This is a genomic window from Dysgonomonas sp. 511 (genome assembly GCF_010501105.1).
Lineage (GTDB): Bacteria > Bacteroidota > Bacteroidia > Bacteroidales > Dysgonomonadaceae > Dysgonomonas.
Genome location: NZ_QVMQ01000022.1, coordinates 32,738 through 54,376 on the forward strand (window position 1 = coordinate 32,738; position 21,639 = coordinate 54,376).

A 21,639-nucleotide genomic window follows, 5' to 3' on the forward strand; every position below is an offset into this window, starting at 1 on the left:
CGGTTTGTCTACATTGTTCTAATGCTTCTGCTAATTTAGGACGATGATTATTTTTACCTGTTTCCGTTTCTAAATACTCTTTGAGAATTTTTGGGTTATCTTTCACATATGTATTTATAATCTCTCGCTGAGCTTCAATGCCAAGTCCGCTGATTTGTTGTTTTATTGTACTTTGACGAAGATATGATATATAGGTTTTCATACAATTGATGTCAAATTTGCATAAACTGATGGCTCCTTAATTTAACGTTAACTCTCTCCGCAAAGGTAAAAACTATATAAATCTTGTAAAAGATGAGGCAGACCGAAGGATTACATTGCCTACATTCTTCCATTTAGCCTACCGGAAGAATATAGCGGAATAACGCTGAACAATTCTAATTACCAAATACTTACTCTATTCTTCCTGATTTTGTCTATCTCACAAAGAGTTATTTGAATCTATGAAAATCGAAGAGAAGCAATGTATCTCGGTTGTTTCTACATCGTTACCCGTTCTCATTTACGTGTTCGCAATCAGCTGATATTTAATCTGATATATTATTTATAAGTAGTTCTTGTATCCCTATGTCCGAGCATTCGGCTGACACTTTCTATCGGAACTCCCAGAGAGAGGCAAATTTGCGAAACGAAACTAAGACGGCTCATGTGATAGGTCACGTTCTTTTCTATCTTGCAATATGTTGCAATTTTCCTCAATGCGTTGCTTATGGTTGTTAGCGTAGGTATGCGGAATACATAATCCGCCTTTGCACATCCCCTGTATTTTTCTATTATCTGTATGGGAATATCCAACAATTTAACGTTAAATGGAATGCCTGTTTTCTGCCGTGATGAAGAAATCCACATATAGAAACAAAAAAATAGGATGTGAAATTCAACACCCTATCTTGTTTTGTCTGTCTTAATTGCTGTTTGTAAATATCCCGTTTCTTGTCAATTATTGAAATGATACAAGAATATAACAGTTTCTTCCAAAGCATTTTTCGGAGAATCTTTTATTTCTACTATTACCTTCAATTCTGCTTTTGCTATGCCCCGCAGATTCATTAGTGATTCCAGTTTTACCCTAATGCGTACCTCACTGTCGACAATAACAGGTTGATTAAATTTCAACTTCTCGATACCATAGTTTATAAGCATTTTAATATTGTAACCGTGGGCAATGGTATTATGAAAAGGGCTTTCAATTTTTGCTCTTTCCTGATCGGTGTGTATCCATTGATGGTCGAGTGTTGCATCAGCAAACTTATTGATTCGTTCTTGCGTAATCTTCAAATAATCTGACGTTCCGAGCTCTTTCCCCACATATTGCTCGAAATCCTGGTAGGAGTTGATGATAACTTTGCTCATAAATGCGTTAATTAACAATTCTAATTTATTAGTACAAAAATATTTATATTCTATGAATTTGCAAAATAAAAAATGCACATTTATGTCAAAAATGTGCATTTTTTTGTACTACATGCAACCAGAGATTGCTTGCGAAGGTGTCCCTTTTGAGGCTTAGGCCAAAAGGAACATGCGATTGCCATTAATAAAAAAAAATAACAGCAGGGTTAATCTGCTGTTAGTGTCGTATCTTATATAAAAGTAAGTATGGATTATTTTTTATCTTTTGGGCAGCAAGATTTTTTCGCTTCCCCTCTCTTACATTCTTTTTTATTCTTCGGGCATTCTTTTTTCTTGGTACAATCTTTCTTTGTACAAGTCTTTGTGCATTCGGTTTTTGCTTTGCAACATTCTTTTTGTTTAGGGCAATCCTGAGCTATTGCTGTTGTAGAAGCCATTAGTGCAATACACATGATTGCCGACATAATTACTTTTTTCATATTCGAGTTTTATTTTTATCAATTAGACAAATTGTTAAGTCCGAATGCAAATATAATCGCTATTTGAATACGTGACTACTAACAAAAGTTAAAAATTTTAATATAGTTCCTTAATATTCGAATCGCCCAAATTCACTCTCGATTGTTAATTTAGTATTATCCGAATCCTCGACAAAACCTACTATCTGAGCATCTATGCCAAACGATTTGGATATTTCGATTACCTGTGCTGCATATTCGGGAGCAAGGTATATTTCCATCCTATGTCCCATATTGAATACCTTGTACATCTCTTTCCAGTCGGTACCCGATTGTTCCTGTATAAGTTTGAATAATGGCGGAACCGGGAACATATTATTCTTAGTAATCTTCACTTTGTCAACAAAGTGCAACACTTTGGTCTGCGCACCACCAGAACAATGCACCATTCCATGTATCTGAGGACGGAGTTGCGCCAATATTTGCTTTATCACAGGTGCATATGTGCGTGTAGGGGATAGTACGAGTTTGCCTGCGTCGATTCCCAATCCTTCTATTTCATCGGTTAGTTTCATCTTGCCCGAATATACCAGACTGGAAGGGATCGAAGAGTCGTAGCTTTCAGGATATTTCGCTGCAAGGTAATTGGCAAATACATCGTGGCGGGCCGAGGTCAAACCATTGCTCCCCATGCCTCCGTTATATTCCTTTTCGTAAGTTGCTTGTCCGTAAGACGATAGCCCGACGATGACATCTCCTCCCTGTATCTTGTCGTTGGATATTACATCCGAGCGTTTCATGCGGCAGGTAACAGTGCTATCTACTATAATAGTGCGAACCAAGTCGCCTACATCGGCGGTTTCGCCCCCTGTAGGGTAAATATTTACGCCCAATGTAGACAATTCTTTACAGAGGTCGTTTGTACCATTTATTATGGCAGAGATAACTTCGCCCGGAATAAGCATTTTATTCCTGCCGATAGTTGATGATAACAGTATATTATTTGTTGCACCAACGCACAGCAAGTCGTCGATATTCATTATCAAGGCATCTTGTGCTATACCTTTCCATACCGAAAGATCGCCGGTTTCTTTCCAGTACATGTATGCCAGAGACGATTTTGTGCCTGCTCCGTCGGCATGCATTATATTGCAGTATTCCGGATCTCCTCCTAGTATATCAGGTATTATTTTACAAAATGCTTTTGGAAAAATACCCTTGTCAATGTCTTTTATTGCATTGTGAACATCTTCTTTCGATGCCGACACGCCTCGTTGGTTGTACCGTTGGTCGCTCATATTCAAATTTATGAATTATACAAATGGAGTACAAAGGTAATAAATTAGGTGTTAAAAAAAGAAAAAGAGAGAGCCAAAACTACATTCTTGCCTATAGCCAGCCTTGCCGTTTTTTTATTAGGTTAATTAGTTGTATTTTTGTGTGGAATAACAGATACACTCACAAACATGTTAGCGGTGCTTCTTTCTTGGGCTGTGATGGCCTTCGTATTCTTTTCTTTGGGGGATATTCTTGTCAGGGTATATAATAAACTACAGGGTGTTAGCGAATGCTATAATATTCTTGATACAATTCTGGCGGGGCTGTGTTTCACAACATTAATACTCACATTTACGTCATTATTGTTGCCGACAAATCATTATGTCCTATTGTCTCTTATTCTTATATGTATAGCATATTGGGGGCTAAATCGGGCGCGCCTTTGCAATATTGTAACCCATAAGCGATTTTGCAGCCCCATATTTTTGTTTACGGCTGCAATATTGAGTTTGGCTCTCTGTTTTTATGTATCCTTTATGTCCGATTCGTTCGACGCCGATTTATACCACATCCAGAATATACGTTGGAATGAAGAGTTTAGCGCTGTGCCGGGTTTAGCCAATCTGGAAGACCGCTTCGGATTCAATTCCAATTACTTATTGATTTCGGCTCTCTTTTCTTTTCGCTTCTTGTTTGGCGAGGCTGTTTATACATTGCAGTCGTTGCTATTTTTGCTTATTATGCTATGGGTTGTTTACAATATAATAGCAAGTAAAAAAAACGTCCCGTACCTGCTTTTACTTTTCTTCCTTATCATAATACTTATGGGAGGAGAAACGTTCTTAGATAATTCCAGTACCGACTCGGTTTCGCTGCTGTGTATATTCTACTATATTTCCAAAACGGCTCTAAAACCAGCCTGGCTTCATCGCCAACCGTTATTGGCTATACTCTTGCCCATAACTATGGTGACATACAAGTTGTCGTCTATCATATTTTGTCTTATTTGCTTGTATGTGTTATATTATTTAGTAAAGCAAAAAAGGTATAAAGTAATAGGCTTTACGGTTGTTTTTTCATTCCTGCTCATGTCATTTTGGTTTACACGTAATGTCATAGTTTCGGGTTATTTGATTTATCCATTAAACCAAATTGACCTTTTCAATGTAGATTGGAAAGTGCCGCAAGCAGTAGCAGTATTGCAGCAAACGCATATTTACAACTTTGCCAGATTCATGTTTTTCCGTTACTACGATTTCGATATGGTAATGCAAGACCTTAACGGGACAAGAATAGAACAGCTATACCGCCTGTTCAATGTTTTCATACACTTATTGATTGTTTTATCTCCTCTGTGGTTTATATATAGCTATTTCAAAGGTATGAGAATACATCGAGGGGTGTATCAAATCTATCTGGTATCGGTTTTGTCCATCATCTTTGGTTTGATTACTGCTCCCGACTTTCGTTTTATCAATGGGTTTGTGTTCGGTTGCTCTTTTCTTATTTTATATACCATCGTAGTTTCCCTGCCAATCGGATTTTCTCTTTCATTAGGAGCCCGTCGGATTTTACTGGCTGCATTCGCTCTGGTTTTTGCGTTTGTCGTGTTCAAAGAAAAGAGGCTGTTGGTATCATACACCTACGACAACCATAAAGAACAATTCTTTAGTTTCATCTACAAACCTATGCCGTTTGCCCGAAAGATGGAGGTAGACATTGTCTACGACGCCCGCAAAGTAGGTAATCTTACTATTTACACAACACGCGAGGTGAATGGGCGTACCTACGATTTCCTGCCTTCTACCAATCCTATGGGATTACCGGAATATCCGTTCGAAGGCTATAAAATACAGCATATAGAGACTATCGACTCAAGAGGAGAAACTCTTCAGGATGGTTTTAAGACGAAGCCTATGTTTGTCGATTCCCTGAACCGTAATATTGAAATCTATAAAGATCAGTACATACGGTTTTATAAACAAGCTCAGCCTTATCCTTTATAAAAAATGAAGGTGCCCCAAAAGTAATAAAGGGCACCTTCATAATAAACTTTATTTCTTGATACGCATGGCATAGAACGAACGATAGATAAATACCAGTGCCGCAGCTAGGAATACAAGTCCGACAATCCATTTATACTCAGGTATCTCTATTGCGATTTCCACAGCCAATAGCCCGAACAGAGTGGAGAATTTGATAATCGGGTTCAACGATACCGAAGAGGTATCTTTGTAAGGGTCGCCTACGGTATCGCCCACAACGGTGGCAGCATGCAGGTCGGTATTCCTTTCTTTCAGCTCTACCTCTACTATCTTCTTGGCATTGTCCCACGCTCCTCCGGCATTTGCCATGTAGATAGCCTGGAACAAACCGAACACAGCAATGGATATAAGATAAGCCACAAAGAAGTTTGCGTCGATAAAAGCAAAAGCTAGAGTAATGAACAATAGAGCAAGGAAAATATTCCACATACCCACCTGAGCATATTTAGTACAGATACGCACTACTTCTTTCGAGTCTTTGAGGTCGGCTTCATCTTTATCGAGGTTGATATGCTCCTTTATATATTCTACTGCGCGGTAAGCTCCTGTGGTAACGGCCTGCATAGATGCCCCTGAGAACCAATAGATAACCGATCCGCCACAGATGAAACCTAATAATACCGGTGCATCTATCAAGCTTATACTCAGCATACCCAGTTTTTCGAGCACCAGGATTATAGAGAATATCATAGTGGTTGCCCCTATTACGGCTGTCCCGATAAGTACGGGTTTGGCTGTAGCCTTAAACGTATTTCCTGCCGAGTCGTTTTCTTCAAGATACTCCTTACCTTTTTCGAAGTCGGGAGCGAAGCCGAAGTCTTTGCTTATTTCCGACGATATGTTTGGAAGATGTTCTATACGCGATAGTTCGAACACCGATTGAGCATTATCAGTTACAGGACCATAACTGTCTACAGCAATGGTCACAGGTCCCATGCCAAGCAAACCAAAGGCTACAAGCCCAAATGCGAAGATGGACGGGTATGACATTATAGAGCCCAGTTCTTGTTCCGAAATAAAGAAGGCACAAGCCATCAGCAGGGCAATTATCATCCCTTTCCAGAATGCGCTGAAATTACCGGCAACCATACCCGATAGTATATTGAGCGATGCACCTCCTTCACGTGATGCTATCACAACTTCTTTCACATGGCGCGAAGATGAACTGGTAAAGGCTTTTGTGATTTCGGGTATAAGTGCTGCTGCAAAAGTACCACAACTGATAATAGACGCCAGTTTCCACCAAAGCCCGTTAGGTATTTCTTTCAACAGGAAGTAGCTGGCAATAAATGTTGCGATGATAGATATTGCTGATGTTATCCAGATCAATGCCGTAAGAGGTATTTCAAAGTTAAATTTCAATGAATTGCGATACTTTGCCGCCGATATTCCCTGATTGATATAATAAGATAATATAGAGGTAAACAGCATCATAAGGCGCATAACGAATATCCATACTATAAATTCGGCTTGCAAACCTACGTTCGATACAGCAAGTACGATAAACGAAATCAAGGCAACCCCTGTCACACCATAAGTTTCGAAACCGTCGGCAGTAGGGCCTACACTGTCGCCGGCATTGTCGCCCGTACAGTCGGCTATTACACCCGGATTGCGGGGGTCGTCTTCTTTGATGTTGAAAACTATCTTCATCAGGTCGGCGCCTATGTCGGCTATTTTGGTGAAGATACCTCCTGCTATACGCAATGCCGATGCTCCCAGCGATTCGCCGATAGCAAAGCCGATAAGGCAAGCTCCAGCCATATCACCCGGCACAAAAAGCAAGATGATAAGCATCATTATCAATTCTACTGTGATGAGCATAACACCCACACTCATTCCGGCTTTCAGTGGTATGCTTACCACATCCCACGGACGTTTGCGCAGCGATGCGAATGCGGTACGCGAATTAGCAAGCGTATTGATGCGAATACCATACCATGCCACTCCGTAAGAGCCTAGTATCCCCAAAACCGTCCAGAAAATAACGGAAATAAGGAACGTCGCACGGCTGGTTTCGCCACTGGCCACTACTTCGGGATTGGATAAGAAACCGAAGTAGATAAGCATTACAGCCGAAATGATAATCAGCAGATAAAAAAGAAACCTGCCTTGTTGCAAAAGATAGGTTTTACACGTTTCGTAAATGGTTTTCGAAACATTGAGCATTGATTGATGCACTGGAAGTTTCTTGATATGGAAATACTGCACCAGTCCGAATGCGATGCCAAGCAACAGGATTAGAAGTCCCCACAAGAGAAGGTTGTAGCCGCTTCCCAGTTCCGGTACTTTTAAGTCTGCTTCACTGGCCATAAGGCTGAATGGCAGTAATGCCAACGAGAGGGTGGTTAGTTTCTTCATAGGAATTTAGAATTAGATTTGTTAGAATTCTGGTTTCATAAAAGTATAATTATTAAACGAAAAATTAATATTCGGCGAGCAATGATTATCAAAAGCACAAGAGTATGGCATTTTTGCTTTCGATTTTTTTATTGCTTTAAACAAATATACAATTTTTTAACATGAAACAAACTTTTGATGAAATAATTTTCTAATTATCCTAAAAAAGATTTACTAACTAATAATTATTTTCTTCCGAAATCGGCGGGTATTTCTCCCCATTTGCTGGTTTCCCATTTTATGATGGGTGTAGTATATGTATTTTCGCGCAACCATTTCTCGGCGCGCTCTATCAGGTAAAAGAGTGATTCGTTTTCAGGAACGCGTTCCAATTTTGTTTTGCACTTTTTTTCCTTTACCCATTTTATAGCGTTGACACTATCTGTATAAATAGGTATTGCACAGTTCTTTTTCTTTAGTAATGCCAACCCGTGTACAAGTGCGAGAAACTCGCCTATATTATTGGTTCCTTTTTCGAAAGGACCGAGATGAAAGACCTGTTCGCCGGTCTTTACATATACGCCTCTGTATTCCATCAGTCCGGGATTGCCTCCGCAGGCAGCGTCTACAGCCAGGCTGTCTTTTATTATATCGGGATTGTTTTGTATAGATATCCGTTGTGGCTTTGCAGCATTCTTGCCGACATATACCCAAGGGCTTTCGTCGAATGCCTTGCGAGCATCCTCTTCATTGGCGAACGATTTGTAGATAGCACCGTCGTATCCTTCTACCTGTGCCTTGGCATCGTCCCATGAAGTGTAGACTCCGGGGGTAATTCCATTCCAAACAACATAAAATTTCTTTTTAGCCACGATGATTAGAGTTAGGGTTACAAGTATGAGTTATGAGTTATAAATATTTTATTGCGATAAAAAAATCATAACTCATAACTCATCATTACTTACTGCACTACTTTCAGTTCTTCGATAAGGCGCGGACAATTCATCACCTTGTCGATGATGTAAAGTACATAGCGTATGTCTACATTGATACAACGCTGCAATTCGGGTTCGAAGACAACGTCGCCGCTCAATGCTTCCCAGTTGCCGTCGAAAGCCAATCCTATCAGTTCAGCTTTACCATTGAATACAGGGCTTCCTGAGTTTCCTCCGGTGATGTCGTTGTTCGACAAGAAGCAGACTTGCATTTTGCCATCTTTGTTTGCATATTGCCCGAAGTCTCCTTTGCGGATATCATTTAATATATAATCCTGTACTGCAAACTCGGTGCTTTCGGGATTCTCTTTTTGCAACACGCCATCGGTCGTAGAATAGTAATTGTACGAAACAGCGTCGGCAGGCTTGTATCCGCCAACAGAGCCATAACTAAGACGTTGCGTGAAGTTAGCATCCGAATAAAATGCTTTATCGGGCTGCATTTTCATCAGTCCAGCCATAAATTCGCGTTCACCTTTTTCTATCATAGAATTGTATGGCGCCATTTTTTCTCTTAACGAATTTAACAGCGGATGGAGCGACATAGCCAGTTGTATGGCAGGGTCGGCCATTATTTCTTCGGGAGTGCCTTTTATCAGGGCTTGTGCTCCTTCGAGAGAGGTCAGCTTCGTATTGTCGAACAGCCAGTTGGTATATTGCGCATAATCGCCGCTATATTTGTTTGTTATTGTGGCATATACCGCAGGGAGAAAATCTGCAGGAACAGATTCTGCATACAGTTTCAACAATACAGGAGTTAGCTCGCGGTCGAGCAAAGGTTCGTAGTCTTTATAAATGCTTTCGAGCCTTTTATTCAATTCAGACTCCTTGTCATCCTTGTTTGCAGTACCTACGAATAGGGCTACGCTTGCCATACGTACTATTTCTATGCCATTGTAGAATGTTTCGTACAGATAAGTCTGGTTTTTAGCCAGTTCCATTGTCGAAGTATAACCATCCTTTATTGTCGGCAGCGTAGTGCCATATAGTTTTGCAGCGTCTTTGTCTGATGCCGCCCATGCACTAAACTCCAGTTCGAGTTTCTCTTTGTTCGGTATTACATTCAGTTTGGCGATAGCCTCGTTCATGCCAATGGCGTTTTTCCAGTAGTTGGAACTGCGGGCATATTTCGATGCATATTTTATGCGGATAGCATCGCTTGCGTTCATGGCTTTTTTCCAGATATCCTGTTTTGCACCGCGTACCTCTATGCGTGGCTTATGTTCCGACTCCACCATCTGGGTTATTCCCCACGAAGATTTGTAGCGTACGGTGCTTCCCGGATAACCGATTGTCATGGCATAGTCTTTTTCCTTGTATCCGGCTAATGATACAGGGACGAAGTATTTCGGTTTGTAAGGAACATTGTCGGCGCTATAATTTGCAGCCTCATTATTCTTATTGGCATATACACGGAATACCGAAAAATCGCCTGTATGGCGCGGCCACATCCAGTTGTCGGTTTCGCCGCCGAACTTACCTACCGAAGACGGCGGTGTGAATACAAGGCGTACATCTTTAAATACCTCATATACTACTACATAGTATTTGTTGTGCGCATAGAAAGGAACTACCTGGGCACGCAGAAATTCATTGTCTTTGTAACGCTCAAGATACAAATTAGAAAGTGAATCTATCTTTTGGTCGCGTACATCTTCACTATCGCCGGGCTGTAGTGTAGAAGTTACGAAATCGGTAATATCTTCGGTCTTTTGCAGGAATTGTATCATCAGTCCCTCGGCAGGAAGTTCCTGAGCAAAAGTCTGACTTACAAAACCGTCTTTCAGGTAATCGTGTTCTACCGAACTTAATTTTTGTATATCGCCATATCCACAGTGATGGTTGGTAAATATCAACCCCTGTTGCGATACGGCCACTCCGGTACATCCTCCACCGAAAATAACGACTGCATCTTTGAGCGAAGGATGGTTCTCGTTGTAAATATTATCAATGGGGAAAGTGAAGCCTAGTTCTTTCATCCGTGCTGCACTCTGCTTGTTCAGCTCTTTGAGCAGCCACATACCTTCGTCGGCTTTCGCCAGAAGTACGGAAAGTAGCAAAGTGAAAAATAGTAAGATTCTTTTCATAAAATTGTTTTATTTAAATGTTTGATAATTAATGCTTATTCTTGTAGAGAAAAGCCGTCTCGATTTATTGCAAAACCACGCAGTAGGCGGTATATACAGGCTTATACAAAACCGGAGGCGAAGATAATCAAAATTTTAAAGCAAAGTCTTCTCTATTAGGCACGAATTAAGGGTTGAATCGGGATGAAGATATATATTATCGCTACACGACAGTTTAGCACAAAAAGCAATCGAAAGCAATATCCGGAAAAAGATAAGCAAACGAAATGAAATAATTTTATAAAAAAATATAATAAACACATTATCTCATTCTTTATTTAACTACCTTTATGGATGTGTTTTTCTAACCTAAATTAAACTTAAATCAACATGGAATTTACTTTTAAGAATCTTTCGGCAAAGGGATTACTCTTATCCTGTTTTGCTGTAGCAACTATGGCTTCATGTGGTGGCCCTGAGCACAATACATTGACAGAACAGGAAAAAGCCGACGGGTGGCAACTGTTGTTTGATGGCGCGACAATGGAAGGATGGCGCAACTACAACGACACTGTTATGACACAATCGTGGCACGTAGTAGATGGTTGCATCCAGGCCAAAGGTGACGGCAACGATGCCAGCGGGTACATTGTTACCGATAAGGAGTATGAAAACTTCGAACTGTCGTGGGACTGGAAACTATCGAAAGGCGGCAACAGTGGGATGCTTTACCATGTAGTAGAACGTCCGCAATTTAAAGTGCCTTATATTACCGGCCCTGAGTACCAATTGATAGACGCCCCTAATTTCCCTGATAAATTAGAGCCTTGGCAAGATATGGCAGCCGATTATGCAATGCATATACCCGATTCATCGTTGATGAAAGTAAACCCTGCCGGAGAGTGGAACAATTCGAAGATTGTTTTCGACAACGGGCATGTAGAACATTGGCTCAACGGAGTTAAAATACTGGAATTTGAAGCATGGACAGACGACTGGTTTGCCCGTAAGAATAGTGGTAAATGGAATAATGCTCCTGAATATGGTTTGGCAAGGAAAGGTGTAATCTGTCTTCAAGACCACGGTTATCCTGCATCATTCCGCAATATTAAGGTAAAAGAACTGCCTCGCAAAGAGAAAGAGGTAAACTTGTTTAATGGAAAAGACCTGACAGGCTGGGATGTGTACGGAACAGAAAAATGGTATGTACAAGACGGCTTGCTCGTTTGCGAAAGCGGCCCCGACAAACAATATGGCTATCTGGCAACACGCGAATATTACGACGATTTCGACCTGACTGTAGAGTTTAAGCAAGAAGCTGACGGAAACTCAGGAGTGTTTATCCGCTCGTTCATCGAAGAAGGCGTAAAAGTAAACGGATGGCAGGTTGAAGTAGCCCCTAAAGGAAAGCATTCGGGTTCTATCTACGAATCGTATGGAAGGGGATGGCTTATAAAGAACGATCCTGAAAAAGAATCGGTATTGAAAGAAAGGGAATGGAATACAATGCGTATCCTCGTTCAAGGCAACAAAGTAACGTCATGGCTAAACGGCACGGAAATGGTTAGCCTCGAAGATGAAAAGATAGGAAAAGGACAAGGGCGTATCGCTCTCCAAATACATGACGGCGGCGGCATTAAAGTATTGTGGCGCAACCTGAAATTGAAGACTTTGTAATAAACAAATCGAATAAATAGTGAGGAAGTTGTCCCAAAAGTAATCATCTGCTTCATTTATTAGCCATCGGTCACATACTTTAGTATGCTCCCTTCTGTCTAAAAATGAGCGGCTTCTCATCTAATCACTTTTTGAACTCTTCACTACAGAAACACAAAGAAGGTGTCCTTTATTACTTTGGGGACACCTTCTTCTATTTTTTGCAAATATTGGTAAACTGGCACCAGCGGCAAGCTTCTCCCGTAGGAGTCTGTGTGAAGGGCGCATTGGGATCGAATATTTCTTCCAGGCATTCGTCGAAATACTGTTTAAATTCATCCCGATAAGCTGCAAAGTCTGTTATGCGTACATCTTTCCTGTCGTGTTTGTTTATTACATCGGGGTCGAACGACTTGTCGAACAGGTTGCGCAGATAGTAAATCCCCGGTTCAAGTATCTTGTCAGGATGGTCGAGCAAGTAAAGGTGCGAATACATAAATACCTGCATCACTGCTTTTGGCCTGTCTTTCATCTCTTTATCGAAAAGGTCTTTCATTTCCTTGTACCGCAAAACACCCTTTCCGGTCTTGTAATCAATAATGCGGGTACGGCCATGCACTTCGTCCACACGGTCGATAATCCCTTTCAACGAAACAGTCTTCCCCGATGGGAGCATATAGTTTTTACGCACTCTTTCTTCCGAATCGATGTAGATAAACGGTGTGAGACGCGCGTCGGTAGCCAATACTTGCTTTATATATTTGCGGAGGACTTCGCCTGTCAGGTAGTTTTGCCCCGTCAGCCGCTTTATCTTTTCCGTCTTGAAATAGTTTTCGGCAAAGGAACGTTCGATCATGGCGGTCAACAGTTTATCATCCTTGCTTATATTATGCAGCAAGTCTGCTGTAACCATCTTACCCTTCATCGGCTCGTAGAGCCATTCCATCACCGAGTGGAAAATAGTACCAAAGGTACTGGCTTCCACCGTCTCGGCTATTTCGTCTTCTTCGTTCATATTCTCTACCACCGAGAAATAAAACTGCAAGGGACAATTGATATATGTGTTGATAGAGCTGGCTGAAAGCCTCTTGTCTCCTCCCTGGAGAAAGATGTTGAGTTTCTCCATTATCTGGGGCGTTTTCTTTACAGATATGGCAAGGCTTTCGGTAGATGCTACTTTATAGACTGCAAGTTTTTCCCTGATGTCGAAATGATCGTTGTACAAATGCTTTATCTGGTTGAAGTAGCGGCTTACTTCTCCCGACTGCAAGCCTTCGGTACGGGTGTCATACAGCAGGTAAATGCGTTTGGCACGGTTTATCATCCTGTAGAAGTGGTACGAAAACACACTGTCCTGATGCTCGTAGGTAGGCAGGTCGAACCCTTTGCGAAGATTGTACGGTATAAACGAACTTGCGGCCTTCTTCAGCGGGAATATGCCCTCGTTCATCGACATGATAATCAGGTTGTCGAAGTCCAGCGCACGGGTTTCCAATACTCCCATTATCTGCAATCCGGAAAGAGGTTCGCCTGTAAACGGCACGCTTATATTCACTATCAGCTTCCTTAGCATCTTGAGGTAAGTATCTACTGTCATATCGGGCGAATGGTGGGCAAATGCCTCGTCCATCTTGTTTATTGTCTTATAATATTCGATGACGAACTCGCTTTCGATGTCTATTGCCTGAATATTTCCTTCATTATCATCCTGTTTTTCTTTGTCTTTTACCAACGATAGGTTCAAGTATGATAATATCTGCCTGAGATAGGAAGGTATCTGCCGCCAACCGGTTATGGCAGTAAATATAAGTTTGAAAAGCGGATGCGTTTGCAGCTCTTCTTCCGAAACTATTGTCCTGTTATATTGCTTGATGTTGTTTCTCAGTACCCTTGCTTCTTCCGGGGCTATACGGACTATATAGCGATGATTGAGGATAGCCTGCACGGGTTTGTAATAGAAGCCTGTGAAGCCATCCGATTTGCGGATATTGCGTTGCAGTTCGAATACCTGTTCCATCAGTCCGGCTATCGAGCTATTAGACAGGCCGTAACCCATTGTTACATTGATTTTCTCTATTTCATCCGGAATGGAATAGAGCGTAGGCAAAAGTAAGTTTTCGTCGGGCAATACAACAGCTGTATTCATCGCTTCATCGGAAGATGTTATCTGCCCTTCTTTCAATAAACTTTTCAATATGCTATGCACATACTTGGCTTGCCCCACCGAAGAAGGTATGCCAACGACCTCTACTACAGGCTTATCGAAGGTTAGTTCTTCCGATTGCAAAGATAATTGCGAGGGAAACTGCACCTTGTTCTTGTCTATAAAGAAAGATGCCTTATTGTCCTTATCGCGGACGAGCGATGATGAATAATCCCAATAGAAATCAGCAATACCTCTTTTGTGAAAGTATTTAAGTAATTTTTCTTCCGATATGCTATGAGCGTTCAATCCTACAAAGATGATCTTTTCGAAAGGTAAATCCAGCGTAATGTCTTTCGTTATCCGCTCTACCACTTCGCGGAACACCATGCCTTCGTATGCTAGACCTTTACCTTCGAGTTGAACCCTCAAATCGCCGTACAATTGGTATAAGACTTCCCACATTTCCAGAAAATCTTTCTTCTTTTCGTTGCCACCTACAGGCAGGAAACTCGACCAAAAACGGCGGATCGCTTCAACCTGAGATTCGGTTAGGAAGTCGAACCCTGCATCTATCTCTTTCAGGTCGCGTACATTGCGGAATAGCTGTTTGGTATCTACCAGATACTTGTCTACATCGTCGAAATCGTTCAGCAGCATTTCGCCCCAGTACAGAAACTCGTCGAAAGTCTCGGTAGACAGGCTTATCCGCTTATAGGTATCGAACAACATGAAAAGCATTTCTACCCTGTCGGCCTTTTTATACGGGCTTAGTGTCTGGAACAGATCGGCAACGGTAAGTATCTGTGGCGAAAAAAGCGGCTTGTCTGCTATTTGCGACAGGTAGTGCTGGAAGAAGATGCCTGCCCTGCGGTTAGGAAACACAAAGGTAAAACGGCTTATTTTAGAGCCATGCTTCTGGTAATAGGTATGAGCGACATTGTAGAGGAAAGGGGTCATCCGGCCATTTTTATAGTTGAATACAAAAGTAAGAAAATATAACGGATGGAAGCAAAAGAGGATCGCCTCTTTGTGGCAATCCCCACCTATAAGCCTAATACCGAACTAACAAGATTAGCTCTGTAGGGGCGAACTAAGTTCAGATAAACTTCATGCGTTTTACCGGGAAACACAAAAAGGAACTCAATGAGAAATAACAGAAAAATGTTACCTTTGAATATTTTTTAGCTATATAACGTCAATGAACATGAAAAAATATACATCATTCCTGCTCCTGCTTATTCTGCCGTCGATTGTCTCTGCGCAAGTTGTATTCGATTTGAAGCGCTGTATAGAAACAGGTTTACAGCAGAATTACGATATCAGGATAATAAGGAATGCACAAGAAATAACAGACAATAACCTGACTATCGGCAATGCAGGATACCTCCCCACCCTCGACCTGAATGCCGGATATTCGGGAAACAGGAACAATATAAAGCAAAATCTGGCGGATGGCGAAACCAATAAAAATAACGGGGTAATCAACCAGACCTTGAATGCCGGACTGGCGCTGAACTGGACTATCTTCGATGGTTTCAATATACAGACCAATTATAAGCGACTACAGGAATTACAAAAAATGGGAGAGCTCAATACGAGGCTTACCATCGAAAACTTTATTTCCGACCTTACTTCCGAGTATTATAATTATATACAGCAAAATATAAGGCTCAAGAATTTGAAATCGGCTGTAAAACTATCGAAAGAGCGAGTACGTATTGCCGAAGCCCGTTACGAAATAGGTGTCGATTCGCGACTCGATATGCAGCAGGCGAAGGTAGACTTCAACAGCGACAGCTCGCGCCTGATAAAACAATATGAAGTACTGTATGCTTCCCGCATTTCGCTCAACCAAATGATGGCTGCCCAGAATATAGACCAACTGATAGTGACGGCCGATTCGGTTATATTATTCGACGAAACTCTCAACAGGGATGTTATCTGGCAGCGGATGCTGGCATCCAATACGTTCCTGCTTCTCTCCGACAGGAACAGGAATCTCAGCCGGCTGGACCTGAGGACAGCACAAAGCGAGAACTATCCATACCTGAAATTCAATGCGGGATATGGATATACCAGAAATATATATAATACGGGTACGATAGACAATCAGAATACACTGGGACTTAGCTACGGGTTTACAGTCGGGTTTAATCTGTTTAGCGGATTCAACCGAAAAAGGAAGCAGAAAAATGCCCGGATAGAGATAGAAAACCGACAACTCGAATATGAGCAAACAACCCTGTCGCTGAAAGCCGACTTGTCGAATATGTGGATGGCTTACAGGAATAATATCGGTTTGACCAATCTGGAGAAAGAGAATGTTACAACAGCCCGTGAGACTTACGAAATAGCTATAGAACGCTACAAATTGGGAGATTTGGCCGGCATACAGTTGCGCGAGGCACAAAATAGTTTATTGGAAGCCGAAGAACGCCTTGTGCAAGCAGAATACAACACGAAGCTTTGCGAGATATCGTTGATGCTTATCAGCGGGCAGATATTATCGTATTATGAGTGATCTTTAATGCTAAAAAGCTTTCAAGACTAGCCTTAAACTTCATATATTTTCCTTGATTGGCCGGTCTTTTCTTTTTCGAGGCTCAGGCTCAGCCCAAGTAGCCCGCTACTATCGCTTCGCAGATGAAAAATTATCTCTAAAACAATTCCGAAAACAGAAACGAGGTATTTACTAACAGTTACTAAGAATTATTAATTATCTTTGAGCCATTATTTTTATATTATGACTACAACATTTTCCGACTACCTGAATAAGCGCAACCACAAGAAATTTGATTTAAAGGCCATCCTCTTCGATATGGACGGTGTGCTCTACGATTCCATGAAATGGCATGCCAAATCGTGGAAAGAAACTATGGACGAGTTCGATATACCAAGCACCTCCGAAGAATTTTACCAATACGAAGGCATGGTAGGCAGCCATACGATAAACCATCTTATGAATCGCGAAAAAGGCCGTAATGCGAGTGAGGAAGAAGTAAGAACTATATACAAGCGTAAGACAGAACTGTTTAGTAAATATAACGACGGTAGCCTTATCCCTTATGCCTACGACTTCGTGAAGCGAGTACACGACGAGGGTTTTACTTGTGTTATTGTTACCGGCTCGGGGCAACCTACCCTGATAGATAAAATAGAAAGCAATTATCCCGGCCTGTTTGCGCATATGGTTACGGCATTCGATGTAAAGAACGGAAAACCACACCCCGAACCATATCTTATGGGGCTACAAAAAGCAGGCAACCTGAATCCCAATCAAGCTATAGTCGTAGAAAATGCCCCCCGTGGAGTAGAGGCTGCAGTAGCAGCGGGCATTTTTACAATAGCAGTAAATACAGGGCCTATGCCAGATAGCGTATTAGCCGATGCCGGAGCAAATATCGTGCTTCCCTCCATGAAGGCATTGTATGACAATTGGGATGATTACAGGGTGTATTTTACAGTATAATAAGCAATTGATAATATTTATAGAACACATTCTAATTAATCAAAACAAAAGACTATCTTTATACGTTAATCTTAGTACAAACAAAATCAATTACAATTATGTTAGACAAAATTTTAGACTTAGTAAAAGATCAGGCCGCCGAAGCTATCACCAATAACTCGAAAGTGCCGGCCGAAAAAAGACAAGCTGCGGTAGAAACAACAACTTCTACTATTGTAGATAGCCTGAAAGACCAAATAACTCCGGGAAATATATCGAATGTATTAGCTATGTTTGGAGGTAATGCCTCAAGCAGCAACGCCCTGAGCGGCACAATACAAAACTCCGTAGTTTCTGCCCTCACCGGCAAAGTAGGACTAAACAAGGCTGTAGCTACTACTATCGCCACAACTGTCGTGCCTGCGCTTTTCAGCCTGATAACAAAAAAGAATGACGATCCTAAAGATTCGTTCGACCTTGGTTCCATTTTAGGCTCTTTGACAGGAGGCGACAATGGTGGCGGAATATTGGGTACACTCGGTAAGCTGTTCGGTGGCAAATAAGTAGAAGTATTCCAAAAATATAAAAGAAGGTGTCCCAATAAGAAAGGACACCTTTTTTGTGTTTATGTAGTGTTGATGATTACTTTTGGTACAACATCTTTCTATTATTTCGCCATTTATTTCTATATCTCCTGTCTTATTTTCATCCGAATACACCAATCTTGCAAAACTGGATTTCTCATTTTCGCGATGAGAGTTGCTTCACTACGTCCATCACCTGCATACCGATATCTTCGGCTTCCTGCATGGTATGTGCTTCGGAATAGACACGGATGATAGGTTCGGTATTCGACTTGCGCAGGTGCACCCATTTGTCGGGGAAGTCTATTTTCACACCGTCGATGTCCGTCACATCATATTGGCTGTACTTTTCTTTTATGGCAAGTAATATGGCGTCAACATCAATATCGGGAGTCAATTCCACCTTTTGCTTGGCTATGAAATATTGCGGATATGATGCGCGCAATTCACTTACTTTCATTTTCTTGTGTGCCAGATGCGACAAGAACAAAGCTATACCCACCAATGCGTCGCGACCGTAATGGCTTTCGGGATAGATAACCCCGCCGTTGCCTTCGCCGCCAATTACTGCATTTGTTGCTTTCATCTTGGTGGTTACATTTACCTCGCCTACTGCCGCAGCATTGTACTCACAGCCGTAAGAACGGGTAACGTCGCGCAATGCACGGCTCGAACTGAGGTTGGAAACCGTATTGCCCGGAGTATGTTTAAGCACATAGTCGGCTACTGCAACCAGTGTATATTCTTCGCCAAACATATCGCCATTTTCACTAATAATGGCTAGGCGGTCTACATCGGGATCGACAACAAAACCTACATCCGACGATGTGGTCTTCATCATTGTAGCAATATCTTTAAGGTGTTCTGGCAGCGGCTCAGGATTGTGCGGAAACTCACCGTTAGGAGTAACATAAAGTTCGTTTATTTTCTTTACACCCAATGCCTTCAGCAACTTAGGTATAACGATTCCCCCTACAGAGTTTACGCAGTCGATAGCTACCTCAAAATCAGCAGCCCTGATGACATCTACATCTACCAGTTTGAGGTCGAGCACTGCTTGTATATGTGCATCTGTATAATCCTTATCTGATATCTTGCCTATATGGTCTACATTGGCAAACTCGAAATCTTCGGACTCGGCCATGCGCAACACGTCTTCGCCTTCGGCTGCATTGAGGAACTCTCCTCTTTCGTTGAGCAGTTTCAGTGCATTCCATTGGCGCGGATTGTGGCTTGCCGTAAGGATTATGCCTCCTGCGGCTTTCTCCATCGTTACGGCCAGTTCGGTAGTAGGAGTCGTAGCCAACCCGATGTTTACTACATCGAAGCCCATTCCCATCAGGGTTCCTGTAACTACCTGTTCCATCATTTTGCCCGAGATACGGGCATCGCGTCCGACAACGATCTTATTCGAATCGTTTTTCTTGTTGCTGCGGATAAATGTAGCGTACGCTGATACAAATTTTACTGTGTCGAGCGGATTCAGCCCGTCTCCTGCACGCCCGCCGATAGTACCTCTGATGCCAGAGATAGATTTAATTAAGGTCATAACTTTTTCTTTTGGTTAATTTTAATCCGGTTCTTCTGTCAAATCTAATGTAAATGTGTACCGCAAGCGTTTGAAGAATAGTGGAATATAATTTTCCGCCTGATATGAAGAGCCTACTCCCGCCAGGAACGGAACGATAATACTGACCTCGGAATTATTGCCCAACCCTTTAAGGAACGGGGCTACCATTCCGTTAGACAAGAACATATATTCCTGATAATAATATGAATAATCGGTATTGTAATACGACTCTTCGCGGCCATATACAAAGTCCATCGCTGCATCGCCCACCATATTGGAACCAACAACCACTTCGCGGTCGAGTAGGTTCATAATAGTATCGTAGCGAATATATACGTCTGTTTTGCCTGCTACCGGGCGTTTGTCGTCGCCGGCATCTATCACCCGGAAGTAAAGCCCTGTCGAATTATCTTTGTAATACTGGTTGTCGGCAAATTTATGGTCGGCAGGATAATCGTATATGACACTTATGCCATTGTCCTGGATAAAACTATCAATAGCTTTCTTCTCATTTTCAAGCTTCTTGGCATACGAATCGCCACTACATGAGGAAAAAAGCGCCATCAACAATCCGGCTAAAATTACTACCAAATAAATAATCTTCTTCATCTATAGTTAATCTCTTGTTTAGTATATATTGTTTCTATTTTTTCTTATTGTTTTTCAGCAAATCGCCAAACTCGGGCAATGCTTTTTCAAAAATATCAATGGCTTCTTCCATTGTTCCGAAAAACTCTCCTCCTGCCGCATTGAGATGCCCCCCGCCGTTGTAACACTGGGCTGCAAACCTGTTGCTAGGGAAGTCCCCCTGAGAACGAAACGAAATTTTTATGAAATCATTGTCCTCCCGGATAAAAACTGAGAAAATAATTCCTTTTATATTAAGCGGGAGGTTAGCAAAACCTTCGGTATCGCCTTTTTTTACCTTAAACCGCCTTTGTTCTTCATTGGTAAGCCATATGAGAGCCGAATTGTATTCGGGATATATCTTCATCTTCTCGCAAAGGGTGAAACCGAGCATACGGTAACGGTCTTCGGAATAATTGTGATATACATTCGAATATATCTGATCTTTGTCGATGCCTTTTTTCAGCAGTTCGCCGATGATATAATATATCTGCGGGCTGTTCGAGTTGTAAGTAAAAGCACCTGTATCGGTCATCATTCCTGTATATATAGCCGTAGCGCTTTCGAAGTTCATCATTTCGAAGTCGCCCATACGGCATATCAGCCGGAATATGAGTTCGCTGGTAGACGAAATTTCGGGATAGGATATTACCACATCGCAAAAATCAGCCGGGTCGGGGTGATGGTCTACCAATATCTTTTTTCCTTTGGCAGCTTCTATATACGGCCCTATCTGGGAAACACGTTTTGGCACGTTGAAATCGAGACAGAAGATAAGTTCTGCTTCAGCTATCAGTTTTTGTGCAAAATCAGGATATCTTTCGAAGTCTACTATTTCCTTCGATCCGGGAATCCATTTCAGAAAATCGGGGAATGAATTTGGAACTACGACATTCACTTCATTTCCCAAAGCGGTAAGGTAATGGTACAAGCCCAAGGATGAACCAATGGCATCGCCATCGGGCGACACATGGGTGATAATAACTATTTTCTCGTATTTATCGAGTAACTCTTCTACCTGGCTTATTTTCGAGCTTGCAATTATATTTACCAGCATTATTTTCTTTATTCTA

At 41.7% G+C, this 21,639-nt stretch carries 17 protein-coding genes; 5 read left to right on the forward strand and 12 right to left on the reverse strand.

Annotated features, from left to right (window positions below):
- The 5 genes from D0T57_RS10660 to D0T57_RS10680 all read right to left on the reverse strand — a co-directional run.
- On the reverse strand, positions 1 to 202 hold a 202-nt coding region (locus D0T57_RS10660; RefSeq protein ID WP_163273477.1), incomplete at its 3' end, for a recombinase family protein.
- Between the two features lie 338 nt (positions 203 to 540).
- On the reverse strand, positions 541 to 795 hold the full coding sequence (locus D0T57_RS10665; protein WP_163273478.1) for a hypothetical protein: 255 nt from the start codon (positions 793 to 795) through the stop codon (positions 541 to 543).
- A 141-nt stretch (positions 796 to 936) separates the two neighbouring features.
- Positions 937 to 1,353, reverse strand: a complete 417-nt coding sequence (locus D0T57_RS10670) for a MaoC family dehydratase (RefSeq protein ID WP_163273479.1) — start codon at positions 1,351 to 1,353, stop codon at positions 937 to 939.
- 251 nt (positions 1,354 to 1,604) lie between these two features.
- Positions 1,605 to 1,832: a hypothetical protein gene (locus D0T57_RS10675; protein WP_163273480.1), complete on the reverse strand. Its 228-nt coding sequence runs from the start codon at positions 1,830 to 1,832 to the stop codon at positions 1,605 to 1,607.
- A gap of 110 nt (positions 1,833 to 1,942) precedes the next feature.
- Positions 1,943 to 3,109, reverse strand: a complete 1,167-nt coding sequence (locus tag D0T57_RS10680) for an AIR synthase related protein (RefSeq protein ID WP_163273481.1) — start codon at positions 3,107 to 3,109, stop codon at positions 1,943 to 1,945.
- 516 nt (positions 3,110 to 3,625) lie between these two features.
- Here D0T57_RS10680 and D0T57_RS10685 point away from each other — a divergent pair.
- A complete protein-coding gene (locus D0T57_RS10685; RefSeq protein WP_163273482.1) occupies positions 3,626 to 5,095 on the forward strand; it encodes a hypothetical protein in 1,470 nt (489 codons plus the stop codon).
- Between the two features lie 48 nt (positions 5,096 to 5,143).
- Here the strand turns inward: D0T57_RS10685 and D0T57_RS10690 are convergent, their stop codons facing one another.
- The 3 genes from D0T57_RS10690 to D0T57_RS10700 all read right to left on the reverse strand — a co-directional run bounded on the left by D0T57_RS10690 (position 5,144) and on the right by D0T57_RS10700 (position 10,556).
- Positions 5,144 to 7,495, reverse strand: coding sequence for a sodium-translocating pyrophosphatase (locus D0T57_RS10690; RefSeq protein ID WP_163273483.1), 2,352 nt, complete (start codon positions 7,493 to 7,495; stop codon positions 5,144 to 5,146).
- A 224-nt stretch (positions 7,496 to 7,719) separates the two neighbouring features.
- The gene (locus tag D0T57_RS10695) at positions 7,720 to 8,346 is read right to left on the reverse strand and encodes a ribonuclease H family protein (RefSeq protein ID WP_163273484.1); all 627 of its coding nucleotides are present in this window, start codon (positions 8,344 to 8,346) and stop codon (positions 7,720 to 7,722) included.
- A gap of 89 nt (positions 8,347 to 8,435) precedes the next feature.
- Positions 8,436 to 10,556 carry a S46 family peptidase gene (locus tag D0T57_RS10700; protein ID WP_163273485.1) on the reverse strand — a complete coding sequence of 707 codons (2,121 nt, stop codon included), beginning with the start codon at positions 10,554 to 10,556 and terminating at the stop codon, positions 8,436 to 8,438.
- Between the two features lie 369 nt (positions 10,557 to 10,925).
- Here D0T57_RS10700 and D0T57_RS10705 point away from each other — a divergent pair, with 369 nt between their 5' ends.
- A complete protein-coding gene (locus D0T57_RS10705) occupies positions 10,926 to 12,212 on the forward strand; it encodes a DUF1080 domain-containing protein (RefSeq protein ID WP_163273486.1) in 1,287 nt (428 codons plus the stop codon).
- A 193-nt stretch (positions 12,213 to 12,405) separates the two neighbouring features.
- Here D0T57_RS10705 and D0T57_RS10710 read toward each other — a convergent pair whose 3' ends face one another.
- Complete coding sequence (locus D0T57_RS10710; RefSeq protein WP_163273487.1) at positions 12,406 to 15,294, reverse strand: PD-(D/E)XK nuclease family protein; 2,889 nt, start codon at positions 15,292 to 15,294, stop codon at positions 12,406 to 12,408.
- Positions 15,295 to 15,541: 247 nt separating this feature from the next.
- On the opposite strand from D0T57_RS10710, the gene D0T57_RS10715 reads away from it, so the two are divergent.
- The 3 genes from D0T57_RS10715 (at position 15,542) to D0T57_RS10725 (ending at position 18,348) form a co-directional block, all read left to right on the forward strand.
- Positions 15,542 to 16,858 (forward strand): TolC family protein, encoded by a 1,317-nt coding sequence (locus tag D0T57_RS10715; RefSeq protein WP_163273488.1) that lies wholly within the window; start codon positions 15,542 to 15,544, stop codon positions 16,856 to 16,858.
- A 222-nt stretch (positions 16,859 to 17,080) separates the two neighbouring features.
- Positions 17,081 to 17,806 (forward strand): HAD family phosphatase, encoded by a 726-nt coding sequence (locus D0T57_RS10720; RefSeq protein ID WP_163273489.1) that lies wholly within the window; start codon positions 17,081 to 17,083, stop codon positions 17,804 to 17,806.
- Between the two features lie 98 nt (positions 17,807 to 17,904).
- The gene (locus tag D0T57_RS10725) at positions 17,905 to 18,348 is read left to right on the forward strand and encodes a DUF937 domain-containing protein (RefSeq protein WP_163273490.1); all 444 of its coding nucleotides are present in this window, start codon (positions 17,905 to 17,907) and stop codon (positions 18,346 to 18,348) included.
- A 178-nt stretch (positions 18,349 to 18,526) separates the two neighbouring features.
- On the opposite strand, the gene glmM is transcribed toward D0T57_RS10725, so the two are convergent.
- The 3 genes from glmM to D0T57_RS10740 are packed head-to-tail and all read right to left on the reverse strand — an operon-like array spanning position 18,527 to position 21,623.
- Positions 18,527 to 19,918 (reverse strand): phosphoglucosamine mutase, encoded by a 1,392-nt coding sequence (gene glmM / locus D0T57_RS10730; RefSeq protein WP_163273491.1) that lies wholly within the window; start codon positions 19,916 to 19,918, stop codon positions 18,527 to 18,529.
- Positions 19,919 to 19,939: 21 nt separating this feature from the next.
- A complete protein-coding gene (locus tag D0T57_RS10735) occupies positions 19,940 to 20,548 on the reverse strand; it encodes a DUF4827 family protein (RefSeq protein ID WP_163273492.1) in 609 nt (202 codons plus the stop codon).
- A gap of 34 nt (positions 20,549 to 20,582) precedes the next feature.
- A complete protein-coding gene (locus D0T57_RS10740; RefSeq protein WP_163273493.1) occupies positions 20,583 to 21,623 on the reverse strand; it encodes a bifunctional oligoribonuclease/PAP phosphatase NrnA in 1,041 nt (346 codons plus the stop codon).
- Positions 21,624 to 21,639 lie beyond the last annotated feature (16 nt).